Source organism: Glycomyces arizonensis DSM 44726, from assembly GCF_000482705.1.
Classification (GTDB): Bacteria; Actinomycetota; Actinomycetes; order Mycobacteriales; family Micromonosporaceae; genus Glycomyces; species Glycomyces arizonensis.
The window spans coordinates 233,903-258,525 of sequence record NZ_AXWO01000004.1 but is presented as its reverse complement, the minus strand read 5'-3'; the positions used below and the strand labels follow the sequence as shown (position 1 = coordinate 258,525).

Annotated in this window: 42 protein-coding genes and 1 pseudogene; 34 read left to right on the top strand and 9 right to left on the bottom strand. The window is 71.2% G+C overall.

Annotation, left to right across the window (positions count from 1 at the left end):
• The first annotated feature begins 40 nt into the window (after positions 1-40).
• Positions 41-556, top strand: a complete 516-nt coding sequence (locus H613_RS29050) for a hypothetical protein (protein WP_026923328.1) — start codon at positions 41-43, stop codon at positions 554-556.
• 129 nt (positions 557-685) lie between these two features.
• A complete protein-coding gene (locus H613_RS25120; protein WP_211234741.1) occupies positions 686-1,255 on the top strand; it encodes a hypothetical protein in 570 nt (189 codons plus the stop codon).
• Positions 1,256-1,307: 52 nt separating this feature from the next.
• On the opposite strand, the gene ddaH is transcribed toward H613_RS25120, so the two are convergent.
• The 7 genes and pseudogenes from ddaH to H613_RS25100 form a co-directional block, all read right to left on the bottom strand.
• Positions 1,308-2,159 (bottom strand): dimethylargininase, encoded by an 852-nt coding sequence (gene ddaH, locus H613_RS0107570; protein WP_051393072.1) that lies wholly within the window; start codon positions 2,157-2,159, stop codon positions 1,308-1,310.
• 461 nt (positions 2,160-2,620) lie between these two features.
• A complete protein-coding gene (locus H613_RS0107565) occupies positions 2,621-3,004 on the bottom strand; it encodes an Rv3654c family TadE-like protein (protein ID WP_051393071.1) in 384 nt (127 codons plus the stop codon).
• Positions 3,005-3,171: 167 nt separating this feature from the next.
• On the bottom strand, positions 3,172-3,630 hold the full coding sequence (locus H613_RS25115; RefSeq protein WP_051393070.1) for a TadE family type IV pilus minor pilin: 459 nt from the start codon (positions 3,628-3,630) through the stop codon (positions 3,172-3,174).
• Positions 3,627-3,773 (bottom strand): DUF4244 domain-containing protein, encoded by a 147-nt coding sequence (locus tag H613_RS32555; RefSeq protein ID WP_211234746.1) that lies wholly within the window; start codon positions 3,771-3,773, stop codon positions 3,627-3,629. Before H613_RS32555 ends, H613_RS25115 begins: the two co-directional genes overlap by 4 nt.
• 465 nt (positions 3,774-4,238) lie before the next feature.
• Entirely contained in the window at positions 4,239-4,862 is a 624-nt protein-coding gene (locus H613_RS25110) for a type II secretion system F family protein (RefSeq protein ID WP_051393069.1), read from the bottom strand.
• Positions 4,859-5,512: a type II secretion system F family protein gene (locus tag H613_RS25105; protein WP_051393068.1), complete on the bottom strand. Its 654-nt coding sequence runs from the start codon at positions 5,510-5,512 to the stop codon at positions 4,859-4,861. Before H613_RS25105 ends, H613_RS25110 begins: the two co-directional genes overlap by 4 nt.
• A pseudogene (locus tag H613_RS25100) lies at positions 5,509-6,096 on the bottom strand (ATPase, T2SS/T4P/T4SS family); the annotation flags it as partial. The gene H613_RS25105 and the pseudogene H613_RS25100, both read right to left, overlap by 4 nt.
• A gap of 26 nt (positions 6,097-6,122) precedes the next feature.
• On the opposite strand from H613_RS25100, the gene H613_RS0107535 reads away from it, so the two are divergent.
• Positions 6,123-7,649, top strand: coding sequence for a recombinase family protein (locus H613_RS0107535; protein WP_026923324.1), 1,527 nt, complete (start codon positions 6,123-6,125; stop codon positions 7,647-7,649).
• Between the two features lie 47 nt (positions 7,650-7,696).
• Here the strand turns inward: H613_RS0107535 and H613_RS30725 are convergent, their stop codons facing one another.
• Both H613_RS30725 and H613_RS0107525 read right to left on the bottom strand, forming a co-directional pair.
• Entirely contained in the window at positions 7,697-8,131 is a 435-nt protein-coding gene (locus tag H613_RS30725; protein WP_026923323.1) for a hypothetical protein, read from the bottom strand.
• A gap of 163 nt (positions 8,132-8,294) precedes the next feature.
• Positions 8,295-8,762: a hypothetical protein gene (locus H613_RS0107525; protein WP_026923322.1), complete on the bottom strand. Its 468-nt coding sequence runs from the start codon at positions 8,760-8,762 to the stop codon at positions 8,295-8,297.
• Positions 8,763-9,005: 243 nt separating this feature from the next.
• Between H613_RS0107525 and H613_RS0107520 the strand changes: the two genes are divergently transcribed.
• The 31 genes from H613_RS0107520 to H613_RS29030 all read left to right on the top strand — a co-directional run bounded on the left by H613_RS0107520 (position 9,006) and on the right by H613_RS29030 (position 24,621).
• Entirely contained in the window at positions 9,006-9,248 is a 243-nt protein-coding gene (locus H613_RS0107520; RefSeq protein WP_026923321.1) for a helix-turn-helix transcriptional regulator, read from the top strand.
• Positions 9,241-9,474: a hypothetical protein gene (locus tag H613_RS0107515; RefSeq protein ID WP_026923320.1), complete on the top strand. Its 234-nt coding sequence runs from the start codon at positions 9,241-9,243 to the stop codon at positions 9,472-9,474. The genes H613_RS0107520 and H613_RS0107515 overlap by 8 nt, the downstream gene beginning before the upstream one ends.
• Positions 9,475-9,638: 164 nt before the next feature.
• On the top strand, positions 9,639-9,797 hold the full coding sequence (locus tag H613_RS30720) for a hypothetical protein (protein WP_156925886.1): 159 nt from the start codon (positions 9,639-9,641) through the stop codon (positions 9,795-9,797).
• Entirely contained in the window at positions 9,797-10,057 is a 261-nt protein-coding gene (locus H613_RS0107505; protein WP_026923319.1) for a hypothetical protein, read from the top strand. The genes H613_RS30720 and H613_RS0107505 overlap by 1 nt, the downstream gene beginning before the upstream one ends.
• On the top strand, positions 10,054-10,293 hold the full coding sequence (locus H613_RS0107500) for a hypothetical protein (protein WP_026923318.1): 240 nt from the start codon (positions 10,054-10,056) through the stop codon (positions 10,291-10,293). Before H613_RS0107505 ends, H613_RS0107500 begins: the two co-directional genes overlap by 4 nt.
• Complete coding sequence (locus H613_RS0107495; protein ID WP_026923317.1) at positions 10,290-10,622, top strand: hypothetical protein; 333 nt, start codon at positions 10,290-10,292, stop codon at positions 10,620-10,622. The genes H613_RS0107500 and H613_RS0107495 overlap by 4 nt, the downstream gene beginning before the upstream one ends.
• A 51-nt stretch (positions 10,623-10,673) precedes the next feature.
• Complete coding sequence (locus H613_RS0107490) at positions 10,674-11,198, top strand: hypothetical protein (RefSeq protein WP_026923316.1); 525 nt, start codon at positions 10,674-10,676, stop codon at positions 11,196-11,198.
• Positions 11,199-12,026, top strand: a complete 828-nt coding sequence (locus tag H613_RS29045; RefSeq protein WP_051393066.1) for a phage antirepressor KilAC domain-containing protein — start codon at positions 11,199-11,201, stop codon at positions 12,024-12,026. It abuts the gene before it with no gap.
• 2 nt (positions 12,027-12,028) lie between these two features.
• On the top strand, positions 12,029-12,451 hold the full coding sequence (locus tag H613_RS0107480; protein WP_026923315.1) for a hypothetical protein: 423 nt from the start codon (positions 12,029-12,031) through the stop codon (positions 12,449-12,451).
• The gene (locus H613_RS25090) at positions 12,451-13,269 is read left to right on the top strand and encodes a Rad52/Rad22 family DNA repair protein (protein ID WP_026923314.1); all 819 of its coding nucleotides are present in this window, start codon (positions 12,451-12,453) and stop codon (positions 13,267-13,269) included. The genes H613_RS0107480 and H613_RS25090 overlap by 1 nt, the downstream gene beginning before the upstream one ends.
• A complete protein-coding gene (locus tag H613_RS0107470; RefSeq protein WP_026923313.1) occupies positions 13,266-13,736 on the top strand; it encodes a hypothetical protein in 471 nt (156 codons plus the stop codon). The genes H613_RS25090 and H613_RS0107470 overlap by 4 nt, the downstream gene beginning before the upstream one ends.
• Positions 13,729-14,070 carry a hypothetical protein gene (locus H613_RS25085; RefSeq protein WP_051393065.1) on the top strand — a complete coding sequence of 114 codons (342 nt, stop codon included), beginning with the start codon at positions 13,729-13,731 and terminating at the stop codon, positions 14,068-14,070. The genes H613_RS0107470 and H613_RS25085 overlap by 8 nt, the downstream gene beginning before the upstream one ends.
• Positions 14,063-14,452, top strand: a complete 390-nt coding sequence (locus H613_RS31655; protein WP_084546433.1) for a WhiB family transcriptional regulator — start codon at positions 14,063-14,065, stop codon at positions 14,450-14,452. Before H613_RS25085 ends, H613_RS31655 begins: the two co-directional genes overlap by 8 nt.
• Entirely contained in the window at positions 14,449-14,829 is a 381-nt protein-coding gene (locus tag H613_RS0107450; RefSeq protein WP_026923312.1) for a hypothetical protein, read from the top strand. The genes H613_RS31655 and H613_RS0107450 overlap by 4 nt, the downstream gene beginning before the upstream one ends.
• 192 nt (positions 14,830-15,021) lie before the next feature.
• Positions 15,022-15,495 carry a RusA family crossover junction endodeoxyribonuclease gene (locus H613_RS0107440; protein ID WP_026923311.1) on the top strand — a complete coding sequence of 158 codons (474 nt, stop codon included), beginning with the start codon at positions 15,022-15,024 and terminating at the stop codon, positions 15,493-15,495.
• Complete coding sequence (locus H613_RS0107435) at positions 15,496-16,386, top strand: LvrA C-terminal domain-related protein (RefSeq protein ID WP_026923310.1); 891 nt, start codon at positions 15,496-15,498, stop codon at positions 16,384-16,386.
• On the top strand, positions 16,386-17,066 hold the full coding sequence (locus tag H613_RS25070; RefSeq protein WP_051393064.1) for a DnaA ATPase domain-containing protein: 681 nt from the start codon (positions 16,386-16,388) through the stop codon (positions 17,064-17,066). The genes H613_RS0107435 and H613_RS25070 overlap by 1 nt, the downstream gene beginning before the upstream one ends.
• Positions 17,063-17,311, top strand: a complete 249-nt coding sequence (locus tag H613_RS0107425; protein WP_026923309.1) for a hypothetical protein — start codon at positions 17,063-17,065, stop codon at positions 17,309-17,311. The genes H613_RS25070 and H613_RS0107425 overlap by 4 nt, the downstream gene beginning before the upstream one ends.
• Positions 17,308-17,640: a hypothetical protein gene (locus H613_RS0107420; RefSeq protein ID WP_026923308.1), complete on the top strand. Its 333-nt coding sequence runs from the start codon at positions 17,308-17,310 to the stop codon at positions 17,638-17,640. The genes H613_RS0107425 and H613_RS0107420 overlap by 4 nt, the downstream gene beginning before the upstream one ends.
• Positions 17,641-17,661: 21 nt before the next feature.
• A complete protein-coding gene (locus H613_RS29040; RefSeq protein WP_051393063.1) occupies positions 17,662-18,165 on the top strand; it encodes a hypothetical protein in 504 nt (167 codons plus the stop codon).
• Positions 18,166-18,218: 53 nt separating this feature from the next.
• Entirely contained in the window at positions 18,219-18,761 is a 543-nt protein-coding gene (locus H613_RS0107410; RefSeq protein ID WP_026923307.1) for a hypothetical protein, read from the top strand.
• Positions 18,758-19,903 carry a hypothetical protein gene (locus tag H613_RS0107405; RefSeq protein ID WP_026923306.1) on the top strand — a complete coding sequence of 382 codons (1,146 nt, stop codon included), beginning with the start codon at positions 18,758-18,760 and terminating at the stop codon, positions 19,901-19,903. Before H613_RS0107410 ends, H613_RS0107405 begins: the two co-directional genes overlap by 4 nt.
• Positions 19,896-20,288 carry a hypothetical protein gene (locus tag H613_RS0107400; RefSeq protein ID WP_026923305.1) on the top strand — a complete coding sequence of 131 codons (393 nt, stop codon included), beginning with the start codon at positions 19,896-19,898 and terminating at the stop codon, positions 20,286-20,288. Before H613_RS0107405 ends, H613_RS0107400 begins: the two co-directional genes overlap by 8 nt.
• Before the next feature lie 52 nt (positions 20,289-20,340).
• Positions 20,341-20,736 (top strand): hypothetical protein, encoded by a 396-nt coding sequence (locus H613_RS0107395; protein ID WP_026923304.1) that lies wholly within the window; start codon positions 20,341-20,343, stop codon positions 20,734-20,736.
• An 88-nt stretch (positions 20,737-20,824) separates the two neighbouring features.
• Positions 20,825-21,673: a hypothetical protein gene (locus H613_RS29035; RefSeq protein ID WP_026923303.1), complete on the top strand. Its 849-nt coding sequence runs from the start codon at positions 20,825-20,827 to the stop codon at positions 21,671-21,673.
• Positions 21,670-21,876, top strand: a complete 207-nt coding sequence (locus tag H613_RS0107385) for a hypothetical protein (RefSeq protein WP_026923302.1) — start codon at positions 21,670-21,672, stop codon at positions 21,874-21,876. The genes H613_RS29035 and H613_RS0107385 overlap by 4 nt, the downstream gene beginning before the upstream one ends.
• Positions 21,873-22,343, top strand: coding sequence for a DUF6221 family protein (locus tag H613_RS0107380; RefSeq protein ID WP_026923301.1), 471 nt, complete (start codon positions 21,873-21,875; stop codon positions 22,341-22,343). The genes H613_RS0107385 and H613_RS0107380 overlap by 4 nt, the downstream gene beginning before the upstream one ends.
• Positions 22,340-22,552, top strand: coding sequence for a hypothetical protein (locus H613_RS0107375; protein ID WP_156925884.1), 213 nt, complete (start codon positions 22,340-22,342; stop codon positions 22,550-22,552). Before H613_RS0107380 ends, H613_RS0107375 begins: the two co-directional genes overlap by 4 nt.
• A 167-nt stretch (positions 22,553-22,719) precedes the next feature.
• A complete protein-coding gene (locus tag H613_RS0107365) occupies positions 22,720-23,220 on the top strand; it encodes a PH domain-containing protein (RefSeq protein ID WP_084546432.1) in 501 nt (166 codons plus the stop codon).
• 18 nt (positions 23,221-23,238) lie between these two features.
• Positions 23,239-23,742, top strand: a complete 504-nt coding sequence (locus H613_RS25055) for a hypothetical protein (protein WP_051393062.1) — start codon at positions 23,239-23,241, stop codon at positions 23,740-23,742.
• A 72-nt stretch (positions 23,743-23,814) separates the two neighbouring features.
• The gene (locus H613_RS29030; RefSeq protein WP_084546431.1) at positions 23,815-24,621 is read left to right on the top strand and encodes an HNH endonuclease; all 807 of its coding nucleotides are present in this window, start codon (positions 23,815-23,817) and stop codon (positions 24,619-24,621) included.
• Positions 24,622-24,623 lie beyond the last annotated feature (2 nt).

The window sequence follows — 24,623 nt, the reverse complement described above, 5'->3', positions numbered from 1 at the left end:
GCCGTTTCGTCGCACGGGGGTGGTAGGAAAGGAGCGCCTCGTGCGCCGCAGAGGCAGCGACCAGGTGGGACGCTGGCCGTGGGGGGTGTGGCTCGCGCTGGTGGGCGTGAGCGCCGGGACCGTCGCGTCGTTCGCCGCGGTGGGATGGGCGTTCCTGTACGCGACGGGGCCGAGCGAGGGGTCCGGCGATGCCGAGCCGCTCGCGTGGGACCAGGACAGGGTCGTGATCGAGCCCGAGGAGACGCCCGGGGACACGTCGGCGCCGGGTGGCGCGGAGCCGACCGCCGAGGCGCTGTCGGCGCCCGAGCCGGAGGCGGCGACGGTGCCCGTCGAGTCGGCGCCGGACGAACCGGAGCCGGAGCACGTCGCCGAGGCCGCCGAAGTGGACCCGCGGCTGGTGCCCGTCGAACCCGAGCCGCCGGTGGAGGAGGCGGGCGAGGAGCGGATGCTGGTGCCGATCGAGCCGTCGCTGGAGCTCGTCCCGGACGATGAGGGCGAGCCCGCGGGCGAGTGCTCCGACCGCGTGTCCCTGCTCGGGGAGCTGAACGCGCGGTGAGCTCGCCCGAAGGGGTGAGCGTGCGAAATCCGCATCCGCAGCCGTAACCTGCATACGCGGATTTCCGTTACAGGTATTGAGAGCGCATCGCAGAGTGACGAACGCACACGGATACCTGTGGGGTACAAGATGGACCTTTTCTCCCGCACCATGCTCGCCTCTTCAGCTGAGGCCGGCCTGACCACGACCACCCTCAGCAGGCACGTTCCACTCCTCCGCCGCAACGTCCGGCCCGCGGACCGCGTGGCGCTGCTGACCGGCTGCGTCGGCTCCGACGGGCTCGGCAGCGGCGACTGCATGCTCATGCTCACCTCCGAACGCATCGTGGTCACCCGGCAGTCGCGGCTGCTGGGCCGCATCCGCCTGTGCCTGGACGCGCCGGTGGCGGCCGTGGAGAACCTGCGCTGGTCGGCCGACCCGAACGGGCCGGGCGTCGAGCTGAACTTCACGGTGCCGGAGAGCCCGAGCGCGGTGTCACCGCACCGGTGGCACTTCTGGCTGCCGGCCTCGCACGCCAAGCGGGTGTGGCGGATCGACGCGCTGCTGGCGCGGGCGTTCCGGCGCCCCAAGGCGACGGCGGTGCCAATTGACGGCTCGCAGACCTCGCCGAGGGGACCGGTCGACGACGCGCAGTCACCGCCGTGGGGTGCGTCCCCGGCTCAGGCTCCGGGCTTCGGGGCGAGCCTCGCGGCGGTGTGAGGCGGCCCGGGCGCCGACCACGGCAGGCGCGGCCGACTCCCGGCTCGTCGGTTCAGCGCTGCGGACGCAGCTCGGCGGTGCAGCACTTGACGCTGCCGCCGCCCTTCTTCAGCTCGGACAGGTCGACGGGGACCGGCTCGTATCCGGCGTCGCGGAGCTTGCGGACCATGCCGGTGGCCTCGGCGTTGACGACGACGTGGGTGCCGTCGGAGACGAAGTTGAGGCCGAAGGCGGCCGCGTCGTCGGCGTCGGCGATGACCGCGTCGGGGAAGAGGCGCTCGAGCAGCAGGCGGCTGCCCGGTGAGAACGCGTCGGGGTAGTAGGCGATCCGCTCGCCGTCGAGGGGCGCCAGCGCGGTGTCCAGGTGGTAGTAGCGGGGATCGACCAGGCGCAGCGAGACGACTTGGCGGCCGAAGACGTCGGCGGCCTCGGCGTGGGCGCGGGCGTCGGTGCGAAAGCCCCAGCCGGCGAGGATGAGCTCGCGTCCGGGCAGGTAGGTGAAGTCGCCTTCGCCTTCGTTGGTGTGCTCGGGCTCGACGAAGGTGCGGCCCGCGGCGCGGTGCCACTTCTCGTGGGCGTCGGCCTCGGGGGTGCGCTGGGGGTGGCGGAAGCGGGCGCCGTAGGCGATGCCGTCGACGACGAAGGCGCCGTTGGCGGCGTAGACCATGTCGGGGAGGCCGGGCTCGGGCTCGATGCGCAGGACTTCATGGCCGAGGTCGGTGTAGACATCGGCGAGGGTCTCCCACTGCGCGCAGGCGCGGGCGGCGTCGACGGGGGTCGAGGTGTCCATCCACGGGTTGATGGCGTACTCGACGGCGTAGTAGGCGGGGCGGCACATCAGGTAGGTGCGGCGGCCGGGCTCCCGGATCGCGGGGGCCTCGGCAGAAGAACGGCGTTTCACCATGTCAGCGAGTGTAGACAGACGGCGGGCCCGACCGCTCGCGGTGGGCCCGGGAACACGCGAGATGTGACCGAACCGCCGCTCTCGTGCGCCTGCCCCTTCCGGGCCTCCCCTCCCCATGCCCACCCACCGCCGACCAGCACCCATTTCGAGAGCGGGCTCGCGCCCGCGCGGGGATCCGGCCGCGGGACCGCGTCCCGCGCACCTCCTCGACCCGCTAAGTCGACCTTTTGCCTCTGCCGGCCTCCCACCGGCTCGATATGCGATATGAGGGGCGCGGCGGCCTGGCCTCCGGCCGCCGCGGCCCTGTTGTGCGTCTCGTTGTCGATGGAACGTGGTCAATGCGCCATGACCGGGCCACTGGGGCCTGGCGATAGCGGCGGGACGCGGGCGGGTCGCTCAAAGACCTGACCGCACCGCTCGGACCGAGCCGAGCGTCGTCGGGACGCCGGGACAGACCGTGGTCAATGCGCCATGACCGGACCCGCTCGGGAGACCGCTCGGGCCGGGCCGAACAGCGCCGGGATACCGGCCGGTTCGACCGCGACGTGGACCGTGACTTCCAAGTCCTTCACCTCGCATCGTTCGAGTTCGGCGTCGCTTGCCGCGACCAGCTTCTCCGCCTGCCCGCAGGCCTCCCCCTCACCGAGGAGGACGCGGGCCGCTCCGGCCAGCGCCGCGGCGTCGGCCACCCCTTGGGCCCGGTGCCGCGCGGCGCTCGCCTGGCCCAGGCCCGCGAACGCGCCGGCGAACAGCACCAGCGCCGCCATCACCCCCACGGACAGGACCGTCGCCGATCCGCGTTCGCGGTCGGGACCTCGGCCGGCCCGCAGGCGGCTGAACCGCATGCCGCGCGCCGATTCCCGTTCCCGGTCGGGAGCGCCGTTCGGGGTCGGTGCGCGAGTCCGGGTCTCCGGTCGTCGCTTCCCGGCCGAGTGGCCGGGGTCCGGCGGTCTCGGTCCTCTGCGGCCTGATGTTCTCGGGGCGTGCCGGTGTTCCGGTTCGGGTCGCTCGTTCATTCGGGCAGCCCCGGTTCTCTCAGCGCGGCCGCTTGGGCGCTGATCTCCACTGCCGGGGTCAGCACGCCGAGCGGGCGCGAGGGCGCGGTCACCGTCGCCCGCACCAGGTCGCCGTCGTGCGTGATCGACACCGACGACCCGTCCGGCAGATACGGCGCCGCGACCGCCTGCGCGTCCTCGCCTCTCGCCGCCGCGAGCGCCGCGGTGTTGGCCGCGTCGATCGCGCGGACCTTCATCCCCGCGGTCGCGACCGCCCACACCGAGAGCGCGAGCACCGCCACCACGACCGGGAGCACGGCGGCCAGTTCGGCGGTGACGAAGCCGCTCTGGCGCGCGTCGGTGCTCTTATCGCGTCTGGCTTTCGGGTTAACTGAGCGAAGTTCGTCCGTGTTGGGTTTCCCCGCGGGTTCGTGGCGCTCTCCTGCGGATTTCGGTGGGTGCTCGCCCGCGGTCATGACAGTGCGCGTTCGATCAGGGCGGACAGGGCGCCTTGGACCGTGTCGGAGGTGAGCACCTTCAGCAGCACCCCGGCGAAGGCGACCGCGGCCAGCGTCCCGACGGCGTATTCCGCGGTCGACATGCCGCTCTCGCCGCGCATCTTCGAGGCGAACTTGCCGCCCCAGCTCGGTTTCGTCACGCCCTTCATCCGCCCCGGGCTCCATTCGTCCTCGCGCGGGCGCTGGCGGCGCCTGGTCGGTTGCGGTTGCGTCTGGCGGGCCGTGTCCTGCTGTTGCGCAGTGCTCTGCCGCGGCGCGGTGCTCTGCCGCTGTGCGGTATCGGATTCGGGCGATGCCGGGGTGGGCCGGTTTCGCATGGGGCAGTCCTTTCCCGCCGGGCCGCCCTGGCGGCATTGGGCCTTGAGGCGGCAGGTGCTCGGGCACTGCCGGGCTCCGGTCGGCCTCAGGTCGAGTCGCGTCGCGGCGGTCGGGTTCGGGTCGGTCGCGGTCATGGCGGTTGCCTTTCTGTTTGCGGTGTTCCGGTTCGGATCTGTGGTCACGGTTTTGGGGTCATGGTCTTGGGGTCATGGTCTTGGGGTCATGGTCTTGGGGTCATGGTCTTGGGGTCACAGCCCGGCGGTGACGGTGTCGGCGACGATGCCGAACACCACCGGTCCGATGCCCGCTATGACGAATGCCGGAAGGAAGCACAGGCACAGCGGCCCGATGAGGGCCACGGCCGCGCGTCCGGCGCGTTCCTCGGTCTGGGTGCGGTGCTCGGCTCGCAGCGAGGCCGCCAGCTGTTCGAGTCCTCCCGCGATCGCGGCGCCGCTGCTGGATGAGCGGTCGAGCTGCCTGGCGAGCCGGTCGGCGCCGGGCAGCCGTCCCAGTTCGGGTGCGGCCTCGGCGGCGGTGGCGCCGAGGTGGACGGCCTGGGCGAACCGGGCGAGCCGTTCGCCCACCGCCCCCTGCTCGGCGTTCGCGACGGCGGAGGCGGCCTGCGGGAACGGCGCTCCGGCCCGCATCCCGGCCGCGATCAGGTCGAGCGACCAGAGCCACTGCGGCGCGAGCCGGGACGCGGCCAGACGTTCGGCCCGGTCCGGGTCGGTCCGCAGGAGCCTGCGGCCGATCCACCAGGCCGCGACGCCGATCACGGCTCCGGTCGGGCCGCCGATCGCCAGCGCGATCGCGATCCCGATGAGCGGGCTCAGGGCTTCGGTGGCGAGCCTGCGGCGGTCGGTGCGTCTCATGCGGCCTCCCCTGCGGCGAATCGGATCAGTGCCCTCGTCCAGGCCAGACCCGCCGCTTGCAGGGCCATCGCCGCGGCCAGGCAGGCGAGTCCCGGGAGCGTGGCGAAGAGGAAGGCGACCGCGCCGACGCCGAGCGCCTCTCCCAGTGCGACTCCGGCGACGGGGAGGGCGGTGAGCAGGGCGGCGGTGGCGTGGATCGAGGCGGTCTGGGCTCTGGCGCGGGAGGCGGCCCGTTCGTCCTCGCGGAGGTGGTCGGCGAGCCGGCTGCACAGTTCGGCCGCCGGGGCGCCGAGTTCGGCGGCGACCGCCCAGGCCGTGGCGAGGCGCCTGGTGGTGGCGACCGCGCCGCGCGGCCAGTCGGGTTCGATCGCGGCTATCGCGCGGGCCGGGTCGGTGCCCGCGGCGAGGTCGGCCGCCAGGTAGGCGATCGTGTCGGCGGCGGCGCGGTGCACTTCGCGGCGTCGCTTGCGGCTCCGCGCCGCGTGCCAGGCGGCGGCCGCGGCGGCGGTGTAGGCGGCGGCGACGGCGGACGCGGTGAGCGCGCCGAGGAGGCCGAGGCCGCAGGCGAGCCAGGCCGCGGTGAGGGCCGCGGCCACCGCGGCGGCCGCGGTCGTGGTCTTCGGGCGGTGATCCAGGTTGATGCCGTTCATGCGTCACGCTCCCTGAGGAGGCGTTCGAGGATCCCGGCGGCCGGGCCGGGGCCGTGGCGGGTCCAGGCGGTGGCGACGCCGAGGCCGCGGGCGCCGGTGTCACCGGTGTCGATGAGAGCGATCTCGGTGACCTGGCGCCTCGACCCTTTTCGTCGCAAGTGGATGATGACGCGCAGTGCGGCGACGAGTTGGGCGTGGAGCCCGGCCCTGGGCATGCCGTGCGGCAGGGCGAGGGCCTCCAGGCGGGCCGGGGCGTCGGCCGCGGCGTTGCAGTGGAGGGTCCCGGCGCCGCCGTCGTGGCCGGTGTTGAGCGCGGCGAGCAGTTCGCTCACCTCGGCGCCGCGGCATTCGCCGATGACGATGCGGTCGGGCCGCATGCGCAGGGCCTGGCGGACGAGCGAGGCGAGGTCGACCGCGCCGGCGCCTTCGATGTTGGCGGGCCGCGCCTCGAGCGTCAGCAGGTGCGGGTGGTCCGGTGCGAGTTCGGCGGCGTCCTCGACGATGACGATCCGCTCGGACGGCGGCACGGCCGAGAGCAGGCTCGATAGGAGTGTGGTTTTCCCCGTGCCGGTGCCACCAGTTACTGATTACTAGGGGGTATATTCCAGGGATGAACATTCACCCCCTGCGCGCCGGCATCTACACGCGCGTATCGAAGGACACCAACCGAGGCAAGATCCGTGAGGGCGCCTCGGTTGAGGCGCAAGAATCCGAGTCCCGCCAGGCCGCCGAGGACAACGGCTGGAACGTCGTCGAGGTCTACCCCGACAACGACGTGTCCGCCTCGAAGTACGGCCGCAAGGCCCGCAAGCACTGGGCGCGGCTCTTGGCCGACATCGACGCCGACAGGCTCGACGTGCTGATCATGTGGGAGACCTCGCGCGGTTCCCGCAAGCTCTCCGAGTGGGCGCGGTTCCTCGAACTCGCCGAGGAGCACCGCCTGCTGATCCACATCGTCAGCCACGGCGAGACCTACGACGTCCGCAAGCGGCGCCACTGGAAGGCCCTGGCGGGTGAGGGCGTGGACTCGGCGGACGAGTCGAACAAGACCAGCGAGCGGGTCCGCAGGGACAAGGCGGCGACCCGGGCGAAGGGCCGCCCGGACGGGAAGTATCCGTTCGGGTGGCGGCGCGAGTACGACCCGGACACCGGCGACCTCTTGCGGCAGGTCCCCCACCCCGATGAGGCGCCGGTGGTGCGGGAGGTGATCGACCGGCTCGCCGGTGGGGACACGCTGATCGGGATCGCGCGGGACCTGGAGGCCCGGACGAAACTGGGCCGGTCGGATCCTAAGTGGGTGCCGGTCCTGCCGTATGGCGGGTCGTACCGGGCGGTGGCGGTCCGGCAGATCGCCACCAGGCCGGCGCACGTCGGGAAGATCGCGAGGACCGGCACGTCGGAGTTGCTGCCTGCGGAGTGGGATCCGATCGTGCCGGAGGACAAGTGGTGGGCGGTGCAGCGGATCCTGTCGGACCCGTCGCGGCGGACGGCCTCGCGGCCGGGGCGGGCGCGGCATCTGCTGACGCGGATCATGACGTGCGCGACGTGCGGTGCGTTCATCGAGATCAAGACCATCAGTGGGGCGCTTCGGTACACCTGCCGGGGGAATCTGGGTGGCGCTCGCCGGTCGGGGCGTGAGGGCTGCGCCACGATGAGGAAGGACTGGGCGGATGAGTATGTGGTCAGTCTCGTGGCGGAGCGGCTCGCGCAACCGGATCTGGTGTCGGTACTGCTCGATGGTGACGATGAGGCTGCTGCGGGGGCGCGGGCGCGTGCCGAGGAGCTGCGGGGGGAGATCGAGCTCGCGTGGAAGAAGGTGCTCACCGAGGAGTTGTCCCTTGAGGAGTACACGGCATTGAAGGCCCTCCGTCAGCCGAAGATCGCGGCGGCGGAGGCGGCGGCGGAGAACGCGGCGGTACCGCCGCTGCTGCTCTCGCTCGCCGATCCGCCTGGGACTGGGGAGCGGTACGACCTGGTGTTGCGGGCGTGGGAGGAGATCCCGATCGCGGGCCGGCGGGAGCTGGTGAAGCTGCTGTTCGGTCACCTGCGGCTCCGTTCGGTTGGGAGGGGGCGCGGGCACACGTTCGATCCGGGCCGGATTGAGTACGCCTGGCGGCGGTGGGACGGCGGGGAGTAGGACAAGGCGAGGCGCGCACCCCCCTCGGGTGCGCGCCTCTTGTCGTGTCAGGGGAGTTCGCGCGGGGGCGGCGCGGGTGTCTCGTCCTGGACTCGTCCTTCTTCGAGGTAGCAGTCCGTGAGGACTCCGACGGCGGCGGCGAGTGCCTCGATGACGGCGGCGAGTTCCTTGACGTCGCTTTGGAGCGTTGCAACGGTGGCGATGAGGTCGGCGATTTCTCCTTGGATCGCTTCGTGCGCGTCGGCTTCGTCGGTGCGGTTGCGCTTGAGGGTGCACCACAGCCAGTAGGCGACGGCGATGCTGGCGACGACGGCGCCGCCGAGTCCGATAGCGAGCCGGTAGGGGGAGACGGCGGGGAGTCGGGTGATCGCGACGAACGCGCCTGCGGTGACGGCGGCGGTGACGGCGCCGATGGCGAGGTGCCAGAGTGCCGAGCGGGGGACGGTGATGGTGACTGTTTTTGCGGCGCTTGGGGATGCCATGGCGGTCCTTGTTGTGGGTGGTACTGGGAAAGGTTGGGGGACCATTGCCGGATCGATCCATCCTCTCACGCTGAGTCACACGTCACATCATCCGATCGGTTAACACAATGAACTGTCCGGACGCAACCTCACCCGTGCCGGGGGAGTGTCGGATAGGTGACACTCACCGCTCGGGCTGGTCCTCGCCGAGCGCCTCGCGGAGGAGCTCCTCGGCCCTGCGCTGCATGCGCTGGGTGGCCTCGGCGTCGTCGATGCGCTCCTGGAGTTCCCGGCGGCGCTCCTCGCTGGTTTTCGGGTGCGCGGCCATGGCCTTCGCGCGCCGGATGAAGCCGTCGAGGTCGCGGTGCGTCTCCGGCTTCTCAGACTTGGTCCACCCGAGGATGCGAGCGGCCTCGGCGTAGTCGAACCCGAACGCCGTGCAGAACTTCTTGACTGCCGCCGGCGAGGCGTCGTTGTACCCGGTGGACTCGGGCTGCCCCATCCAGGCGTACACCTGCGTGTGGCTGACGTCGGCCCGCCTGCACGCGGCACGCATCGAGATGCCCTTGACCTCTTTGAGATAGGCGAGGTGTTCCTCTACCCAGCGCCCGAACGCGATCTGCTCGGGGGTGCCGTCAGCTTGACTTGACATAAGCCCAGGGTATTGACGCCGATAGTGCGCCCGCCAGCGCGCCTCCCGACCGTCAAGTCTGATTGACACGCCCTGCTTACGTCGTCGCTTTTGTCGCGAGCTCAGATTTTCGTTCACCGCGTCATGTTATGTCAGTTCAAGTTGACATTCAACCCCCCGCCTATCCACCTCGCGAGTGACGGTCGGAAAATTAGGTGTCCGGTTCAGTTGACACCATGGTCTCGACGTGCCTACGATCGTCAGGTGAAGTTGACACATCCGCTCCCCACATGTCAGGTGTTCCTGGCGGGCATACCCCACTACCTCGTGCCGGACGTTATGGCCTTCCTCGGAGTGAGCGAGCGCCAGGTCTACCGCTGGTTCGACGACGGCACGCTCACGAAACGCCACTACCCGGACGCGGACAGCAAGGGGATCTGCGTCCCCACCGACGAGGTTCACGAGCTCGACGAGCAGCGATCGAAGGCGAGGCGAACCCATGCCTAACCAGACTCCTCCCGACAGCGGCCCGAGGCCGCGCCCGACTGGCGCCCCGCCGTCCCCCAGCGGCCCGCCCGACCCCGCCCCGCCGAAGCGCCTCCGCGCCGTCGACGACCCGCCCAGGGGCCAGGCGTACCCGCCGATCCCTCCGCACATCGCCCGCCGCCTCGGCCTCATCGTCGCCCCCGCCGTCCGGACCGCGAAGCGCACCGAGCACGCCCGCGCCGCTTAGACCCTCCTCCGCCAGTCCCCAGGCTGGCACGGGCCGCCCCCGCTGAGGGGTCGGGGGCGGCCCACTCCCTAAGCCCCTCCACACACACCACATACGGAAGCGGCCCGCCGCCTGATGACACAGGACGACGGGCCTAGGAATCACTCACCCGAGATGAGCAACCCATGAACAGCAAGCGTAACAGCGCCGCCCGTGAGCGGGACCGCGACGACCGCCAGCCGGACCCGCGCACCGCGTCGGACGACTCCGAGCAGCACCGCCGCATGACCGAGTCCCGGGGCTTCTGGGCCTCGCAGCAGGCGCGGAAGGACGGCGACAACTGATGACCACCGATCGCATTCTCTCCCCGGTCGAGCTGACGCAGATCGTCGTGTCCGGCTCCCGGGTCCTGCACTCCCGTATCCACCTGATCGACGATGCCGCCCAGGCCGCGCAGATCGCCGCCGTCCTCGACGAGTTGATCCCGGCCGCGCAGCAGCTGCGCGCTCTCGCGCTGGCCGTGGCCGACTCCGACGCCCAGGTGGAGGCCGCCGCGCAGTTCGACGAGGTCATGTCCCACCTGGACGAGGGGGGTGCGCTGTGACCGGCCCCGTGATCGTCGCCGCGCTGGCGCTGCTCGCCGTCGTCTGGATCGGCGCGTGGGTCCTCGCCGACCACCTCACCGATGCGCCCGCCCCTGAGCCCGAGCCGGTCGTGATCGACCAGGACGGCCGCCTGATCGCGCCCCGGTCGCACCGGGCGCCCAGGCGCCGCCTGGCGGCCGTGCTGCACGACGACAGCACGGCCGCCTGGCCGCGCGAGGACTGGAGGTCCCAGTGAGCACGCCCTACATCGTCATCGCCGCCGCCTCACTGGTGGGCCTGGCCGCTCTCGCGGTCATCGTCTGGGTCGTCTGCTCGCTGGCCGCCGACACCCGGGCCGACCGCCAGGCCCCCCAGTGCGCCGCCTCCGGCGACCTGGCCGACCGGCTGTGTCGGGGCGAGGTCGACGCCGACCTCGCCGCGCTCGCCGAGGCCACCGAGCCGCTCGACATCGTCGACCGGCCCCGCGCGGTCCGCGAGATCCACCACATGACCGCCGCCGAGTTCACCGAGATGAACCGCCAGTTCCACGCGATCGTCGCCGAGAACTGGCCCAACCAGACGTAGCCCTGCGGGGCGCGCACGCCGCGCCCCGCACCACCACCCGAAAGAGGAGACATGACCACCAATCCCGATCTGATCGCCGGGTCCGACGTGCTCACCCACCGCCTGATCGACCTCGCCCGCGCCGCCCACTGGGCCGGCCAGATGAAGGACGAACAGCGGTACCTGAACGACGTCCTGAACCGGGCCCTGGACGGCTTCGGCGAGTTCGAGGAACTCATGCCCATCGATGAGGCGGTCGCCCGCCTGCGCGAGTCGGCCGTCATCGACTACATGAACGGCATCGACGAGGACGAACACCCTGCCGTGGTGAGCGCCGAGATGGAGCGCGTCAACGACGCCGTCCGGTGCCTGGAGACGATCGCCATCCGCGCCGATCGCCTCCGGTCGTACGCCGAGTACGCCCTGAACCTGATCGAGCCGCCCGTCCACGCCGGGGGCGAAGACGAGCCCGGCCGCTGCCCCGAGTGCATGGGAGAGGGCGGCCGCCACAACATGCTCCACGAGCGGCACGAGACCGGCGGGGGCGGCGTCAACCGCCCGTGCTCCCGCGCCGCCGCCGAAGGCGAGGCCGAGTAGATGCTCCCCGAGATGATCGGGGGCCTGTCCCCCTTCGACCAGATCGCCCGCACCGACGAGCGCGGCGAGCACTGGATGGGCCGCGACCTCCAGTCCGTCATGCAGTACGCACGATGGGAGGACTTCCGCCGCATCGTGGAGCGCGCCTACCAGTCCGCGAAGAACTCCGGCCACGACGCCGACCAGGCTTTTTCGGTGGTCACCGAAGAAGGCACCGGCGGCCGACCACGCGAGGACTTCCGCCTGACCCGCTTCGCCGCCTACCTCGTCGCCATGAACGGCGACCCGAACAAGCCCGAAGTGGCTGCCGCGCAGGCGTACTTCGCGATCAAGACCCGCGAGGCCGAAGTGGCACCCGCCCGGCTGCTGCCCGACCTCACCACACCTGAGGGCGTGCTGGCGCTCGCCGAGATGGCCGCCAAGACCGCGCGGGACCTGATCGCCTCCGAGGCCGCCCGCAAGGAGATGGAGCCGAAGGCGCTCGCGCACGACGCCTACCTCGCCGCCGACAAGGGCGACCGGCTCGTCCGCCAGGTCGCGAAGCTGCTGGGCCTCAAGGAGAAGGACCTGCGCCGGTTCCTGCTCGATCAGAAGATCATCTTCTACCGCCAGGCGCCGTGCGGGACCGCGCAGTACGACGTGTACGCCGCGCACGCCCAGCACTTCAAGCCCGTCGAGAAGGTCGTCGACCACACGTGGGGCGCCTGCTCGCACTACACGCTCTACGTCCGGCCCTCTGGCGTGGAGTTCATCCGTCGGCGCATCGACGCCGAGACCGCCCGCCACCGCGCCGCGCTCGCGGCCGCCTCCACCGAAGGAGCCCAGTAGCCATGACCGACACCACCACCCGTCCCCTGTCCGACGTCCAGCTCGACGCCATCGCCGCACTGGACGTCCACCTCGACGACGAGGCGAGCATCGCCCGCGCCGCCGCCGAGCGCGCCGAGCAGCGCGAGGCGTTCGCCGACGCGGCCCGCCGTGCCGCCACCGAGCGGGCCGACCGCGCCGAGCAGGCCGTCCGCGCCCTGCTGGCCGCGCACTACATCGGCCCCGCCTGCGACGACGAGGGCCTGCCCTGCCCCGAGGGCGAAGACCTCGCCAGCATCGCCGAGACGCTCTTCGAGGACTGGCTCGACGGGATCGCGCTCGACCAGCTCGACGCCCGCGCGCTCGTCCGCGGCTGGGCCGAGCGCGGGCAGACCGAGTACGAGGCCGACGGGTTCACCCCCAAGAACGCCGAGGTGCCTTTCTGATGGCGAGCCTCACCGACAAGCAGCGCGCCGCGCTCCTCTCGCCGATCAACGAGGGCCGGGTGCAGATGCTCCGCGGCATGGCCCACCTCGAAGCGTGGGACGTCCGCCGCTACCTGATCCGCATCTTCGGGCTCGGCGGCTGGGACTTCCAGGTCATGGAGACCGAGCTGGTGCACACCAGCGTGACCGAGCGGCCGAAGAAGGACAAGGACGGCCGCCAGTACATGGCGTACCTGCACACGGTCGTCTACCGAGTGACCGGCCGCCTGATCCTCAAGGACGAGACCGGCGAGGTGATCGCCGCCTACGACGACGGCGCCGCCGGGGACGCCATCAACCAGCCGTCAGTCGGGGATGCGCACGACATGGCCCTGAAAACGGCGATGTCGCAGGCGATCAAGCGGTGCGCGGTCAATCTCGGCGACCAGTTCGGGCTGTCGCTGTACAACAACGGCGCCGCCGAGGCGGTCGTGAAGTGGTCCCTGATCCCCGATGAGGGCGACTACATCCGCGAGAGCGAAGACGCCCCAGTCGCCGCCCCCGAGTTCCACCCCGGGGCCGAGGCCCAAGGGCTCATGGCGTCGGTCAACGCCGCCGCGCACCAGGGCGCAGCGGGCCGAGTGTGGTCCCGCGTCGTCGACGCCTTCAAGGCGGGGGCGATCGACGAGGCCGAGGCGAACTGGCTGCGCGCCCGCGCTGGCGAGCGCGCCCCCGAGCTGCCGCCCGACCCCGACGTGCAGGACGCCACCGAGACCACCCCGCAGGACACCCCGGCCGCCTTGGAGGGCGAGCTGATCGAGACAGGAGCCCAGCAGTGAAAGACCTCGCGCAGAAAGCCCTCGCGGCGAAGCTCATCGCCGACGAGCTCAAGGACATCGAGAAGGCCGCGAAGGCCGGACTCATGGACGAGTTCGAGGCGTCCGGCGCCGACCGGGTGACCGTCAAGGACGTCGACGACGTCAAGCTCGGCGTCGTCTCCAAGGGCGCCGGGCGCGTCTCGGCCACCGTGGTCGACGAGGACGCCTTCGCCGACTGGGTCGAGAAGACCTACCCCGACGCGATCGTGCGCACCGTCGACCCCGACGTCCGGCTGCGGCTGCTGAACGCCGCGAAGAAAGCGGGCGAGCCGGTCGACGTCGCCACCGGTGAGGTCATCCCCGGCGTGGAGATCAAGACCGGATCGGCCTACGTCTCGGCGCGGCCGACGCCCGAGGCTCGGGAGCGGATGCACGGCCTGCTGGCCTCCTCCGGGCTGCTGGAGCTCGCCGGGGGCACCGGTGAGTGAGAAGCGCGCCCGCCAGCTGGTCAGGGAGCGCTCGGGCGGCGTCTGCGAGGTCTGCGGCGCCGCCCGCGCCACCAACTACCAGCACCGCAAGAACCGCTCGCAAGGCGGCCCCTGGAGCGCCGCGAACGGGCTCGACGTGTGCGGTTCCGGGACGACCGGATGCCACGGCTACATCCACGCCCACCCCGACGAGGCGTGCCTGAAGGGCTGGTCGGTCCGGTCCTGGGACGACGAGCACGCCATCCCTGTCCAGACCCACATGGGCCCGCTGCTGCTCGACGACGAGGGCGGCTGGGCCTGGGCCGAGATCACCGAGGGGGCGCTCGATGGATGAGGAGTGGAGGCTCCAGGCCGCGTGCCGCGGCGCCGATCCGGAGCTGTTCTTCCCCGACCGGGCCGAGCTGGCCGGGCCCGCCAAGGAGATCTGCTCGGAATGCCCGGTCCAACGGACCTGCCTGGAGTACGCCCTCGCCATCCCTGACCTGGATGGCATCTGGGGTGGCAGGAGCAGCAGCAGCCGGGCCTACATGCGCCGCGGCGCCACAACGGACCTGGGCAGGGCCAACGCCGCTAAAACGCACTGCAAGTGGGGGCACGAGTTCACGCCTGAGAACACGCGCATCAGCGGCTACAACGGCCAGCGGGTGTGCCGCGCGTGCGCGGCCGAAGGCGGGCGGCGCCACCGGGCGCGCCAGAAAGCGAAGGCCGCCTCATGAGCGCCCCTGAGCCCCTGTTCGACGCGGCCGAGGCGGGCATCGTGCCCGTCCCGGCCGCGCGCCGGACGGTGCCCCTGTATGAGCGGCAGGCCGACAAGATCCGCGCGGGACTCCACCCGCTGTCGGGCGTCGGCGAGCGGCCCGAACGCATCCCGCTCGCCCCTGCGGGGACAGGCACGTGCGGGACGTGCGCGCACAAGGCCCGCCCGCACCATCACCGCCGCGCCTACCCCAAGTGCGACGTCGGGGCCGTCCGTGTCCCAGACGGGGCCGGATACCGGGAGGTGTGGCCGCGGTGCGCGCACTCCGAGGCCACCGACCTGCGGTCCGGCTGGCCCGCCTGCCGCGACTACGAGCCGCGGGACGGTGCGGCATGACCTCTCGTCAGCGCTACCTCTCCACCTGCCCGACCAGCGGGAAACGCTCCTACGAGAACCGCCAGACCGCGAACGCCGCGAAACGCGCCACGTGCCAGCTCAACGGCGAGCAGCTCTCGGACTGGAAGACGTACCGGTGCCCCGAGCCTGACTGTCGCAATTTCCACATCGGGCACAGGAGGGCGGTGGACCGTGGATTACCCCGTCGCGTTCGTCGCCTACGGCCTCCCTGGCCCGCAGGGCAGTAAATCGCCGAAGGGCCGCCGCCGCAACGGGTCCGTGATCCTCGTCGAGTCCTCTCGGAAGGTCAAGCCGTGGCGGGCCGCGGTCGTGGCCGCCGCCGCCGATCACCTCCCGGCCGTCCCGCTCGACGGCCCGCTCATCGCCGACATGGTGTTCACGATGCCCCGGCCGCGCTCGCACTACGGGACCGGGCGCAACGAGGGCGTCCTGAAGGCCCGGTACGCCTCGGCGCGCCCCTACCGCGTCCCGGACCTCTCGAAGCTGTGCCGGGCGACTGAGGACGCCCTCACGACCGCTGGCGTGTGGGCTGATGACGCCCGAGTCGTCGCCTATGGGCGCCTGGAGAAGGTCTACGTCCTCGACCCGGCCGACCCCGACGCGCTCGCCGCGCCCGGCGCCGTGATCCGCGTGAGGGAGGTCTGAGTGGAGTTGAAGTGGGAGATCGCGAAGGCGGTACTGGCGTCCAAGATGCCGCCGCCGATGCGGTTGATCATGCTCGTCTTCCTCGACGGCGCGGGACTGGATGGAGTGATCCCCGCGCGGTTCACGCCCTCGCTGACCGACCTGGTGAACCGAACCGGCCTCGGCCGCGGCACTGTCGCCGACCGCCTCAACGATCTGGAGGCTGGCGGCTGGGTTAAGCGCGACCGCCCGACCGTGGCCGAGGCGCGTTCGGGAGTGAGAACCCGGTATGCGCTGGCCGTTGGCGACCCCAAGGCGGGCGTGAAACCCACGAAGAAGGACGTGTCCGTTCCGCCCGGTTCTTCTAGTCCGGGAGCCGGACTAGTCCGGGAGCCGGACCAGGACACGACGGCTCCTAGTCCGGGAGCCGGACCAGACCTAGTCCGGGAGCCGGACGGGGGTAGTCCGGGAGCCGGACCAGACCTAGTCCGGGAGCCGGACGGAAAAGATACCCACCTACCCACCCTTTCCCATCAGAACCCACCGCGGCTCTCCGAGCCGCTGCCGATCGACGCGCCGGAACCGCCCGAGCCTGTCAAGTCGAAGCGCAATCGCTACGACGATCCCGCCTTCGGCGAGTTCTGGGCGGCCTACCCGCGCAAGGACGACAAGAAGAAAGCGTGGTCGGCGTGGAAGTCCGCGGTCAAGGACACCGAGGCGGCCGACATCATCGCCGGCGCCCAGCGCTACCGCGACGACCCCAACCGCGACCCGAAGTACACGAAGCTCCCGACGTCCTGGCTCAACGCCGGTTCGTGGGAGAACGGCTCGCTTCCTGAGCGCCAAGGCCGCAACGTCCACCAGCCGTACCAGGACCCTGACCGGTCCGCCTACCACCAAGGGAGCATCTGATGACCGACACCCAATGCCCCACGCACCCCCGTCAGCCCGCCGTCGCCTGCCAGGAATGTTTCGATGAGCTCCTGGAGGCCCGCGACGCCGCCGGACTCCGGATGTGGGGCGCCGCCCGGCTCGCCGCCGACTGCGACGACCGGTTCCCCCGCCGCTTCGCCGCGGCCGCCGTCGACCACCCGGACGTCAAGGACTGGGTCGAGACCTGGCGGGCCGACCCCGAGGCCGCGCCCTCGCTGCTGCTCGCCGGGGCCGTCGGCGTCGGGAAGACCTGGCAGGCGTACGCCGCGCTCCGCGAGGCCGCTACGACCGTCCGCCAGCACCCGCGGTTCATCAACCGGGTGCCCGGCCCCTCGTGGGAGGCGGTCACCTCGGCCGACCTGTACGCCTCCCTGCGGCCCCGCACCGGCGTCGACACCGAAGCGGTCATGGAGACCTACCGCCGCGTCGACATGCTCCTGGTCGACGACCTCGGCGCCGCCAAGAACTCAGAGTTCGTCGAAGAGACCACCTACCGGATCCTGTCGGGCCGCTACGACGACATGCGGCCCTCGATCTTCACCACGAACTTGCCGCCCGCCGAGCTGAAGCACGCGCTCGGCGACCGGATCGCCTCCCGCCTGGCCGAGTCCTGCCGCCTGGTCGTCCTCGACGGCCCCGACCGCAGGAGGGCCAAGTGAACGAGCGCGCCGAACGAGCCCACCGCGGCGCCGAGATGTGCCGCAAGGCCATCGCCGAGCACCGCCGCGTGATCGAACCCGAACCCGAGCCGGGCGTGTCCGAAACGCTCCGCAGGGCCCGCGAGGTCGCCCGCGCCTACAAGCGCGACCGCGACCGCCCCCGACCCCTCGCCGACATCACCGACGTCGACCCGGCCGTCCTGGTCGACAAGTTCAAGCACCTCCCCGAAAGGAGCGACCGATGACCTACTGCTGCATCTGCGGACACCCCACCGGCGGCGCCGACGTCCACCCCGGCGACTGCGCCGAGGCCCTCGCTGACATCGAGGCCGCCGCCTACCTCGCCGAGGCTGCCGATCACGGGCGCGACGCGACCCACTACAGCCTCCACGCCCTCGCCAGCGCCCGCATACGGGCCGACATCGCCCGCGACGAAGCGGAGGCCGCCGAGACCTACGCGGCCCTGCCGTGGTGGCGCAGACGCCTCTACGACTGGCGCGAGACCCGCTGGCGCAAGAAGTTCAAGCGCCGCCTCCGCCGCGGCCCCTACCCGACCACCCGAACCCCGCTCTAACCCAACCCGAAAGGACACACCGTGACCACAGCGAAACTCGCTACCAAACTCGGCGCCCCCGCCGAAGCGGGCCTGGAGCCCCACGTCCCCGCGATCTACGCCAAGCCGGGCCTGCGCGTCGTCGGCATCGTCGAGCTCCGCCACATCGAACGCACCGAACCGGCCCCCGACTCCGACGGCACGGCCTCCGTCAAGCTCCAAGTCGCCCACCTGGAAGTCGCCGACGACAAGCAGGAAGACGCCGTCCGGGAGGCACTCCTCGCGCTCTACACCCAGCGCACCGCCTCCGGCACCCTCAACGAGCACGGCGAACTCGAACTCTCCGAATCCACCCTCGCGGCCACCGCGGGCGAGGTGAACGCCGTCAAGGCCGCACACCTCGCCGTGGCCGCCCGGCACTGGTCGCACTACGCCGACCGGGTCCTGTCCGAGCCGTCGCTGACGCAGACCGAGCTGCGCCACGAGCTGAAGGCGATCGCTGACGGTCTGAAGGCCGCCGCGCGCGGCGAGTTCGCCGAGTCCTGATCCCCCCGGCGGCGGCCGGTGCCCCCGGCCGCCGCCCTACCCGAAAGGCACACATGACCACCGAACCCGACTACACCAACGCCATCTGGGTCGAATCCGAGCCGCTGCCCGATGGGGCCTACACCGTGGCGATCCACTACACGCCGGACCGCTCCATCTCGCTCAACGCGCCCCTCGCACGGGCCTACGCCCGCGACGTCACCGGCGCGATCAGCACCGCAGAGTACGCCGCGGCCGTCCTGCGGCAGCTCACCACGATCGGCGTCGACGAGGACAACGCCGCCCCGACGGTCGGCGACCTCATGGGCAAGGCATGGAAGGGCCTCGACCTCGCCGACGGCGTCCGCGCGGTCCCGCTCATCTCGCAGCGCGACCGCCGCCCGTACGTCCGCATCGACGTCGACGGGCACCCGCTCACGCAGTGGGAACCGGTCGATGCGCACGACCACGTCATGAACGTCATGAACGTCGCCGCAGCGGCCCGGCTCGACTCCGCCTATTACGAGTTCCTGAAGGGCCCGCTGGACCTACCCGAAGAGAAAGCCCGCGGCCTGGTCGCAGACCTCGCCCAGCACCGAGAGGACGCCACCCGATGACCGACCAGACCCCCGAAGGGCTCGCCGCCCGCGAGAACACCGACACCACACCGCTGTCCGACAAAGCGCTGGAGGATATCCGCTCGCACGCCCAGCTCTGGCGTGCGGTCCATGTCGTCGACCCCGACGAGCTGAAGGACATCGACGTCCTCCTCGCCGAGGTCGATCGGCTCCGCGAGGTGAACGCCGAACAGGCCGACGAGCTGCACAGGCGCCGCATGAGCCACACCATCGCTGTCGGCAACGCCTACAACGACCACACCAAGCAGCTCTCCGCCGCTTTGGACGAGGCCCGCGGCGAGGTCGCCTTCCACCACACCTGGGACGGGCTCATGGCCCTCGTCGAGCAGCACTATCCGGAGGGCATCTTCCCGACCGTGGCCTCCCCCGATACGCGGGACCCTGGGCCTCGGATCGTGTCGCTGGTGCGGTGGGTCGACCAGCTCCATGCCAGGAACGCCGACCTGCACCGCCGTCTCGGGGAGCACATGGACGACCTCGGCGACGCCCGCACCGAGCGGGATGCGACCAGGCTCGCGAACTCGGCGCTCGTGGAGGCAGCCGACCGCTCCTCAGATGAGCGGGACGCCCTGGCCGCCCGGCTCGACGCCGTCCGAGCGATCCACTACCCCGTCACCGCCGACGAGGGACACACCCCTATGGGCCACCACGGCGACGTCGCCTGGGGCGCGATCCGGACCGCCTGCCACGGGTGCGGTCCCCTCGACGGGTACGCCGTCCCGTGGCCGTGCGCGACCGCCCGCGCCCTCGGCGAGACCGGAGGCGAGGAGGCCGCCCCGCCCGCCCTCGACGTCGCCGCCCCCGGCGACACCGAACGCCTCACCCTCGACCGGACCGCCGAGGCCCTCCACCAGTGGGCCGACGACCTCACCACCGGCGCCCGCCGCGACTGGCCGCACGGCGAGGCCGACGTCATCCGCGGCATCCAGGCCGCCGCCGACTGGATCGCCGCCCGCGCGACCTACGAGCGCGCAGTGCGCGAGCGTCAGCGAGACGAGCTGAAGGCCGCCGCCGAGCGCCTCGGCGCCTCCTTCCGCCAGCTCGGGGAAGCGTGGCGGGACGTCGCCAAGAGGGCCCGTGAGGCCCGCCGGGTCGACGAGGAGGGCCAGGCCGATGCGTGACCTCAACAGCGAAGGACTCGCCCAGCTCGTCACCGGCGAAGGCGCCCGCCCCCTCCCCGAGTACACGGGCCGCACCCCGTCGGAGATCGCCCGCGACATGATCCGCCGCGCCTCCGGCCTGATGCTCGAACAGTCGAAGAACCTGCCCGCCCCCTGCGGGTGCGCGCCGAAGACCGGGTGTGACCGGCACTGCCGCGTGAAGATCCGCCAGCAGATCGACGACGACGGCCGCGCCTGGGTCGCCGAATGCGACGGCAGCGGCCCCGGCGGTCACATCTTCCGCCACGGAGACGGCCGGGTCTGGTGCCTCAACCTGCCCGCCCTCCACAAGGCCGCGACCGAGCACGTCGCCGAGCACCGCCTCGCCGCGTTCGCCCGCACCTGACCGATCCGCCGGCCCCGCACCCCGCGGGGCCGGCACACCCGAAAGGAACGACATGAGCGCCAAGTTCAGGCACATCGGCGACACCGCCAAGGGCGCGGGCGGAGTCCAGGTGATCGATGACCCGTCCGACCAGCGGTGGGGGAGCGCCAGCACCCGTGACGCCTACATCAGCGGCGGCCCGCGCGACGGCGACATGGTGCGCCTGTGGAGCCCCAAGGGGCGCATCCCCGGGAAGCTGTACCTCGCCGAGGACATCTGGACGCGCCGCGGCCCCCTGATCAAGTACCACCTCGACAAGGAGGCCAACCGGTGCGACGGAAGCCCCGGGGTCATGTACACCTGCGCCGACCCCGCTGCCGAGGCCGCGCGGCTGCATGAGGAATCCCGAAGGCTCCGCGACCGCGCCGACGAGATCGACCAGGCCGCCGCCCGCCTCATCCAGCCGTAGGCGACCTCCCATCCGACACCCGAATGAGACGAATAAACATGCCAGGGGCGCCCCTCGCATGTCTGAAACACTCAAACCAGGGGGAACCATGAGCACCGAGAACACCACCACTTGCCGCCGCTGCGCCCGTCCCGTCGCCGACGGCGCCCACTGCTGCACCCCATGCGTCCACCAGACCGAGGAGAACCTGGACTCCATCGCCGAGGACGTAGACGACCTCGACGTCACCCTCACCCGACAGGACCGCGTCACCGCCCCCGGCAGCGGCCGACACGCCACCGACGAGGCACCCCTCCCGATCAACCTCCGCGCCTCCGACGTCGGCCACCGCCTGAGGAACACCCTTACCACGTGGGCACGGGTCATCATCGACGAGCGCGGCTTCCAAGAACCAGACGACGACCTCGCCGAGATCGCCCGGTTCATCCGAGGCGTCACCGGGTGGATCGCACGCCAAGAGTGGGGCCCGGAATGCTTCGACGACATCGGCCGGGTAGCGGTCGACCTCGCCCGCGCCATCGACACCCCACCCCCGATGATCGCGCTCGGCACCTGCGACGCCGACGACTGCGACGGCGAACTACGGGCACACCCCGAGGCGCCCTGGACCAAATGCCCCGCCTGCCGCACCGCCTACGACGTCGCCAAACGCCGAGACCAGCTCCTCGCCCGCGCCGACCAGAGGCGCTTCGGTGCCGCCCGCCTCGCCCGCATCCTCACCGCCCTCGGCGACCGCTACCCCGACGGCAGGCTCATCATCCGCCCCGAGAAATGGATCACCAACCGAGTCCAATGGGGGAAACTCCGGCCCGTCGACCGCGACCAGCGAGGCCGCCCCCTCTACCGCCTCGGCGACGCCCGCCGCCTCCACGACCTCGACATCCAGCAAGCCATACTGAAGGCCGCGAAGTCGGCCGAGAAGGAGACCGCAGCATGATGAATCACGAGTACAACGAGAAGATGGCCGCCGCACTCCAAGCGTTCGGCATCCCCACCGACCGGGTGCTCGCCGACCCCGGCTACGAAGTCCACGACGGGGGCATCACCCTGGAGCCTCGGTTCTTCGTCTCCTTCGACGCGATGACCGACGAGCAGCGGGCCGCCCTGTACGCCGCAACCGGATTGGAGCGGCTCCGATGACCGCCCCGACCATCACCGAGTTCATCGCCGCCCGCCTCGACGAGGACGAGCAGATCGCGCGCAACGCGGGCATGCCGCCGACCGTCGGGGGCGACCGAGAGACCTGGGTATATGATCGCGACGCATTCGCCGTGCGCGCCACGCACGGCAGGTGGAACGTCGCCACCCGCCGCGACGACCCGGCCGACTCCCGCGAGATCCACATGACCGACTCGTACGGCGAGCACATCGCCCGATTCGACCCGGCCCGTGTCCTCCGCGAGGTCGAAGCCAAGCGGGCGATCATCAAGCGGCACCGCCCCAGCGACGATTACGAGAGCCAGCTCTGCACCGCCTGCCAATGGGATGTGGACTGCGACGCCCCAAGGCACGACCTCGACGAGGAGGACGCCCCGTGCCCGGACCTTCGCCACCTCGCCGCCGCCTACGCCGACGATCCCGACTGGCGCGAGGAGTGGCGGCCGTGACACCACAGGGCTTCACCTGGATCGACCGCCTCATATGGGCCTGGTGGATCGGACTCGCGAAGACCGGGGCCGCGCTTGAGGCCACGATTGGCGCACTCCAGGACGCCGCGGCGTGGATGGCATGGCCGTTCATCGTCGCCTTCGACCGCTTCAGCGAATGGGCTTGGCGCATCGAGCGCCGGTTCAGGCGACTACCGCCCCCGTCTTGACACGATTAAGTTCGATGTGAGAACATACGTTCACTAGGGTCGGGAGCATTGGCACCCGGCCCGTCATCCTTTCCGGGGTAGGGGTACCAGCGGGGGAGGCACACCCAGGCCTCCCCCGCGCCCGTTCGGGGGATGTCCACATTGCCGAACACCGGTACCCTGGGCCGATGGGTAAGAAACTCGAAAAGCTCCTCTCACAGCTCCAGCCCCACCTCGAACCCGGCGAACACGTCGTAGCCTCCGCGTGCGGCCTCGCCGAATCCGAAGTGTTCCACCAGTCGGTCCCCCGCCTCGGCGTCCTCGCCGCCACCACCGGCAGAGTCGTCCTGTTCGTCAAGAAGTTGGGCGGCGACGAGTTCCAGGCCGTCTCCTACGGCTCCATTGGATCCGTCGAAGCCGGTAGAACCGTCGGCGGCAAGAACTTCAAGATCCACTCCACCGAGCACACCCTCTCGATTCGCGGCATCGTCGACGGCGACCCCGCGGAGTTGGAGCGGATCATCCGCATGAGGATGCACCAAGCCACCGTCGCCCACGCGCCCGTCCAAGCGCCGCAAGCTGCCGGGCCCTCCATCCCCGAACAGCTCGCCCAACTCGGCCAGATGCGCCAGAACGGCACCATCGACGAAGCCACCTACCGGGCTGCGGTCGCCAAGATCACCCAGTAAGCCCACGGGGAGGTGCCCATGCCTCCCCGCATCGACGACCAGACCCGAGCGGCGATCCTGGCCGACCTCCAAGCCGAGAACGGCTCCACGCGCGACATCGCCGAACGGCACGGCGTCGGACACGCCAGCGTCTCCCGCATCGCCAAAGACGCAGGGCTCGCGCTGGACCGTTCCAAGACCGTCCACGCGACGCGCGCGAGGCTCGCCGACATCCGCGAACTCCGCGCCCGCCTGGCCGAGCGCACCCTCCGCCGCGCGCACAAGGTCCTCGACCGGCTCGACGCCGACACCTACAGCTCGAAGCAAGTCGCCCCGAACGGCGCCGTGGTGACCGTCGAGACCGAGCACCCACCCGCCCGCGACGAGCGCGACCTCGCCGCCGCCGTCTCCTCCTACACGACCGCCGCCGAGCGCGTGACCGACAACGACTCCGGCGCCGACGCCACGAAATCGCTTCTGGGCTCACTCGACAAGGCGCTCAGCGCGATGTACGAACAGAACTGTCGTACCCCCGAGGAATAATCGACAGCAAAGGACCCGGCGAGTGCTGGTAACACTCCCGGGTCGTGGACGACCTGATGAAAGCAGGCCGACATGCCCCAATCTACATGCTCCGTGCCCGAATGCGATCGCCCCGCCGCCTCCCGGCGCGGCATGTGCGGAATGCACTACCAGCGCATATGGAAGGCCGAGCGCTCCTGCTCCGTTGACGAGTGCGAACGACCCTACGCCGCCAAGGGCATGTGCTCCATGCACTACAAGCGCCAGCGCAAAGGGATTCCCTTCGACGCCCCTCCGCAGGGGGCAGGGAAGGCCGCCGGGTGTGCAGTCGACGGATGCGAGGCTCCGTACCACGCGGGCGGCTACTGCGGGGTGCACGCCCAACGGCTCCGCCGCACTGGAGACCCGCTCAAGACCATCGCGACCTTCCGTGAACAGTGCACCGTCGACGGGTGCACCGCGAAACACTCCGGCAAGGGCTACTGCATCGGCCACTACAAGGCCACCCTGCGTCGCGGCGCTCCCGAGCCCGAGATCCCCTGCCGCCGATGCGGGACCGTCTTCACGCGAACGCTCGGCAAGACTGGCTCGTACCACTACTGCCCCAACTGCGCCGCCGACGGCCCGCGCGGATGGGCCCTCCTCCGGCGCGAACGCCTGGCCGCCAACAACGCAGGCATGACCGACGAATGCCGACGCCGCGCTAAGGAATACCGGGCGCTCATCGCCACCGACCCGTGCGTGTACTGCGGAGGTCCAAGCGAGGCAATCGACCACATCCGCCCGGTCATGCACGGCGGCTCCGACCGCTGGACCAACCTCGCACCTGCCTGCCAATCCTGCAACTCGGCCAAGAAAGACCGCCCCTTGCTGGAGGTGCTTCTCGCCAGACTGGAGTGAGC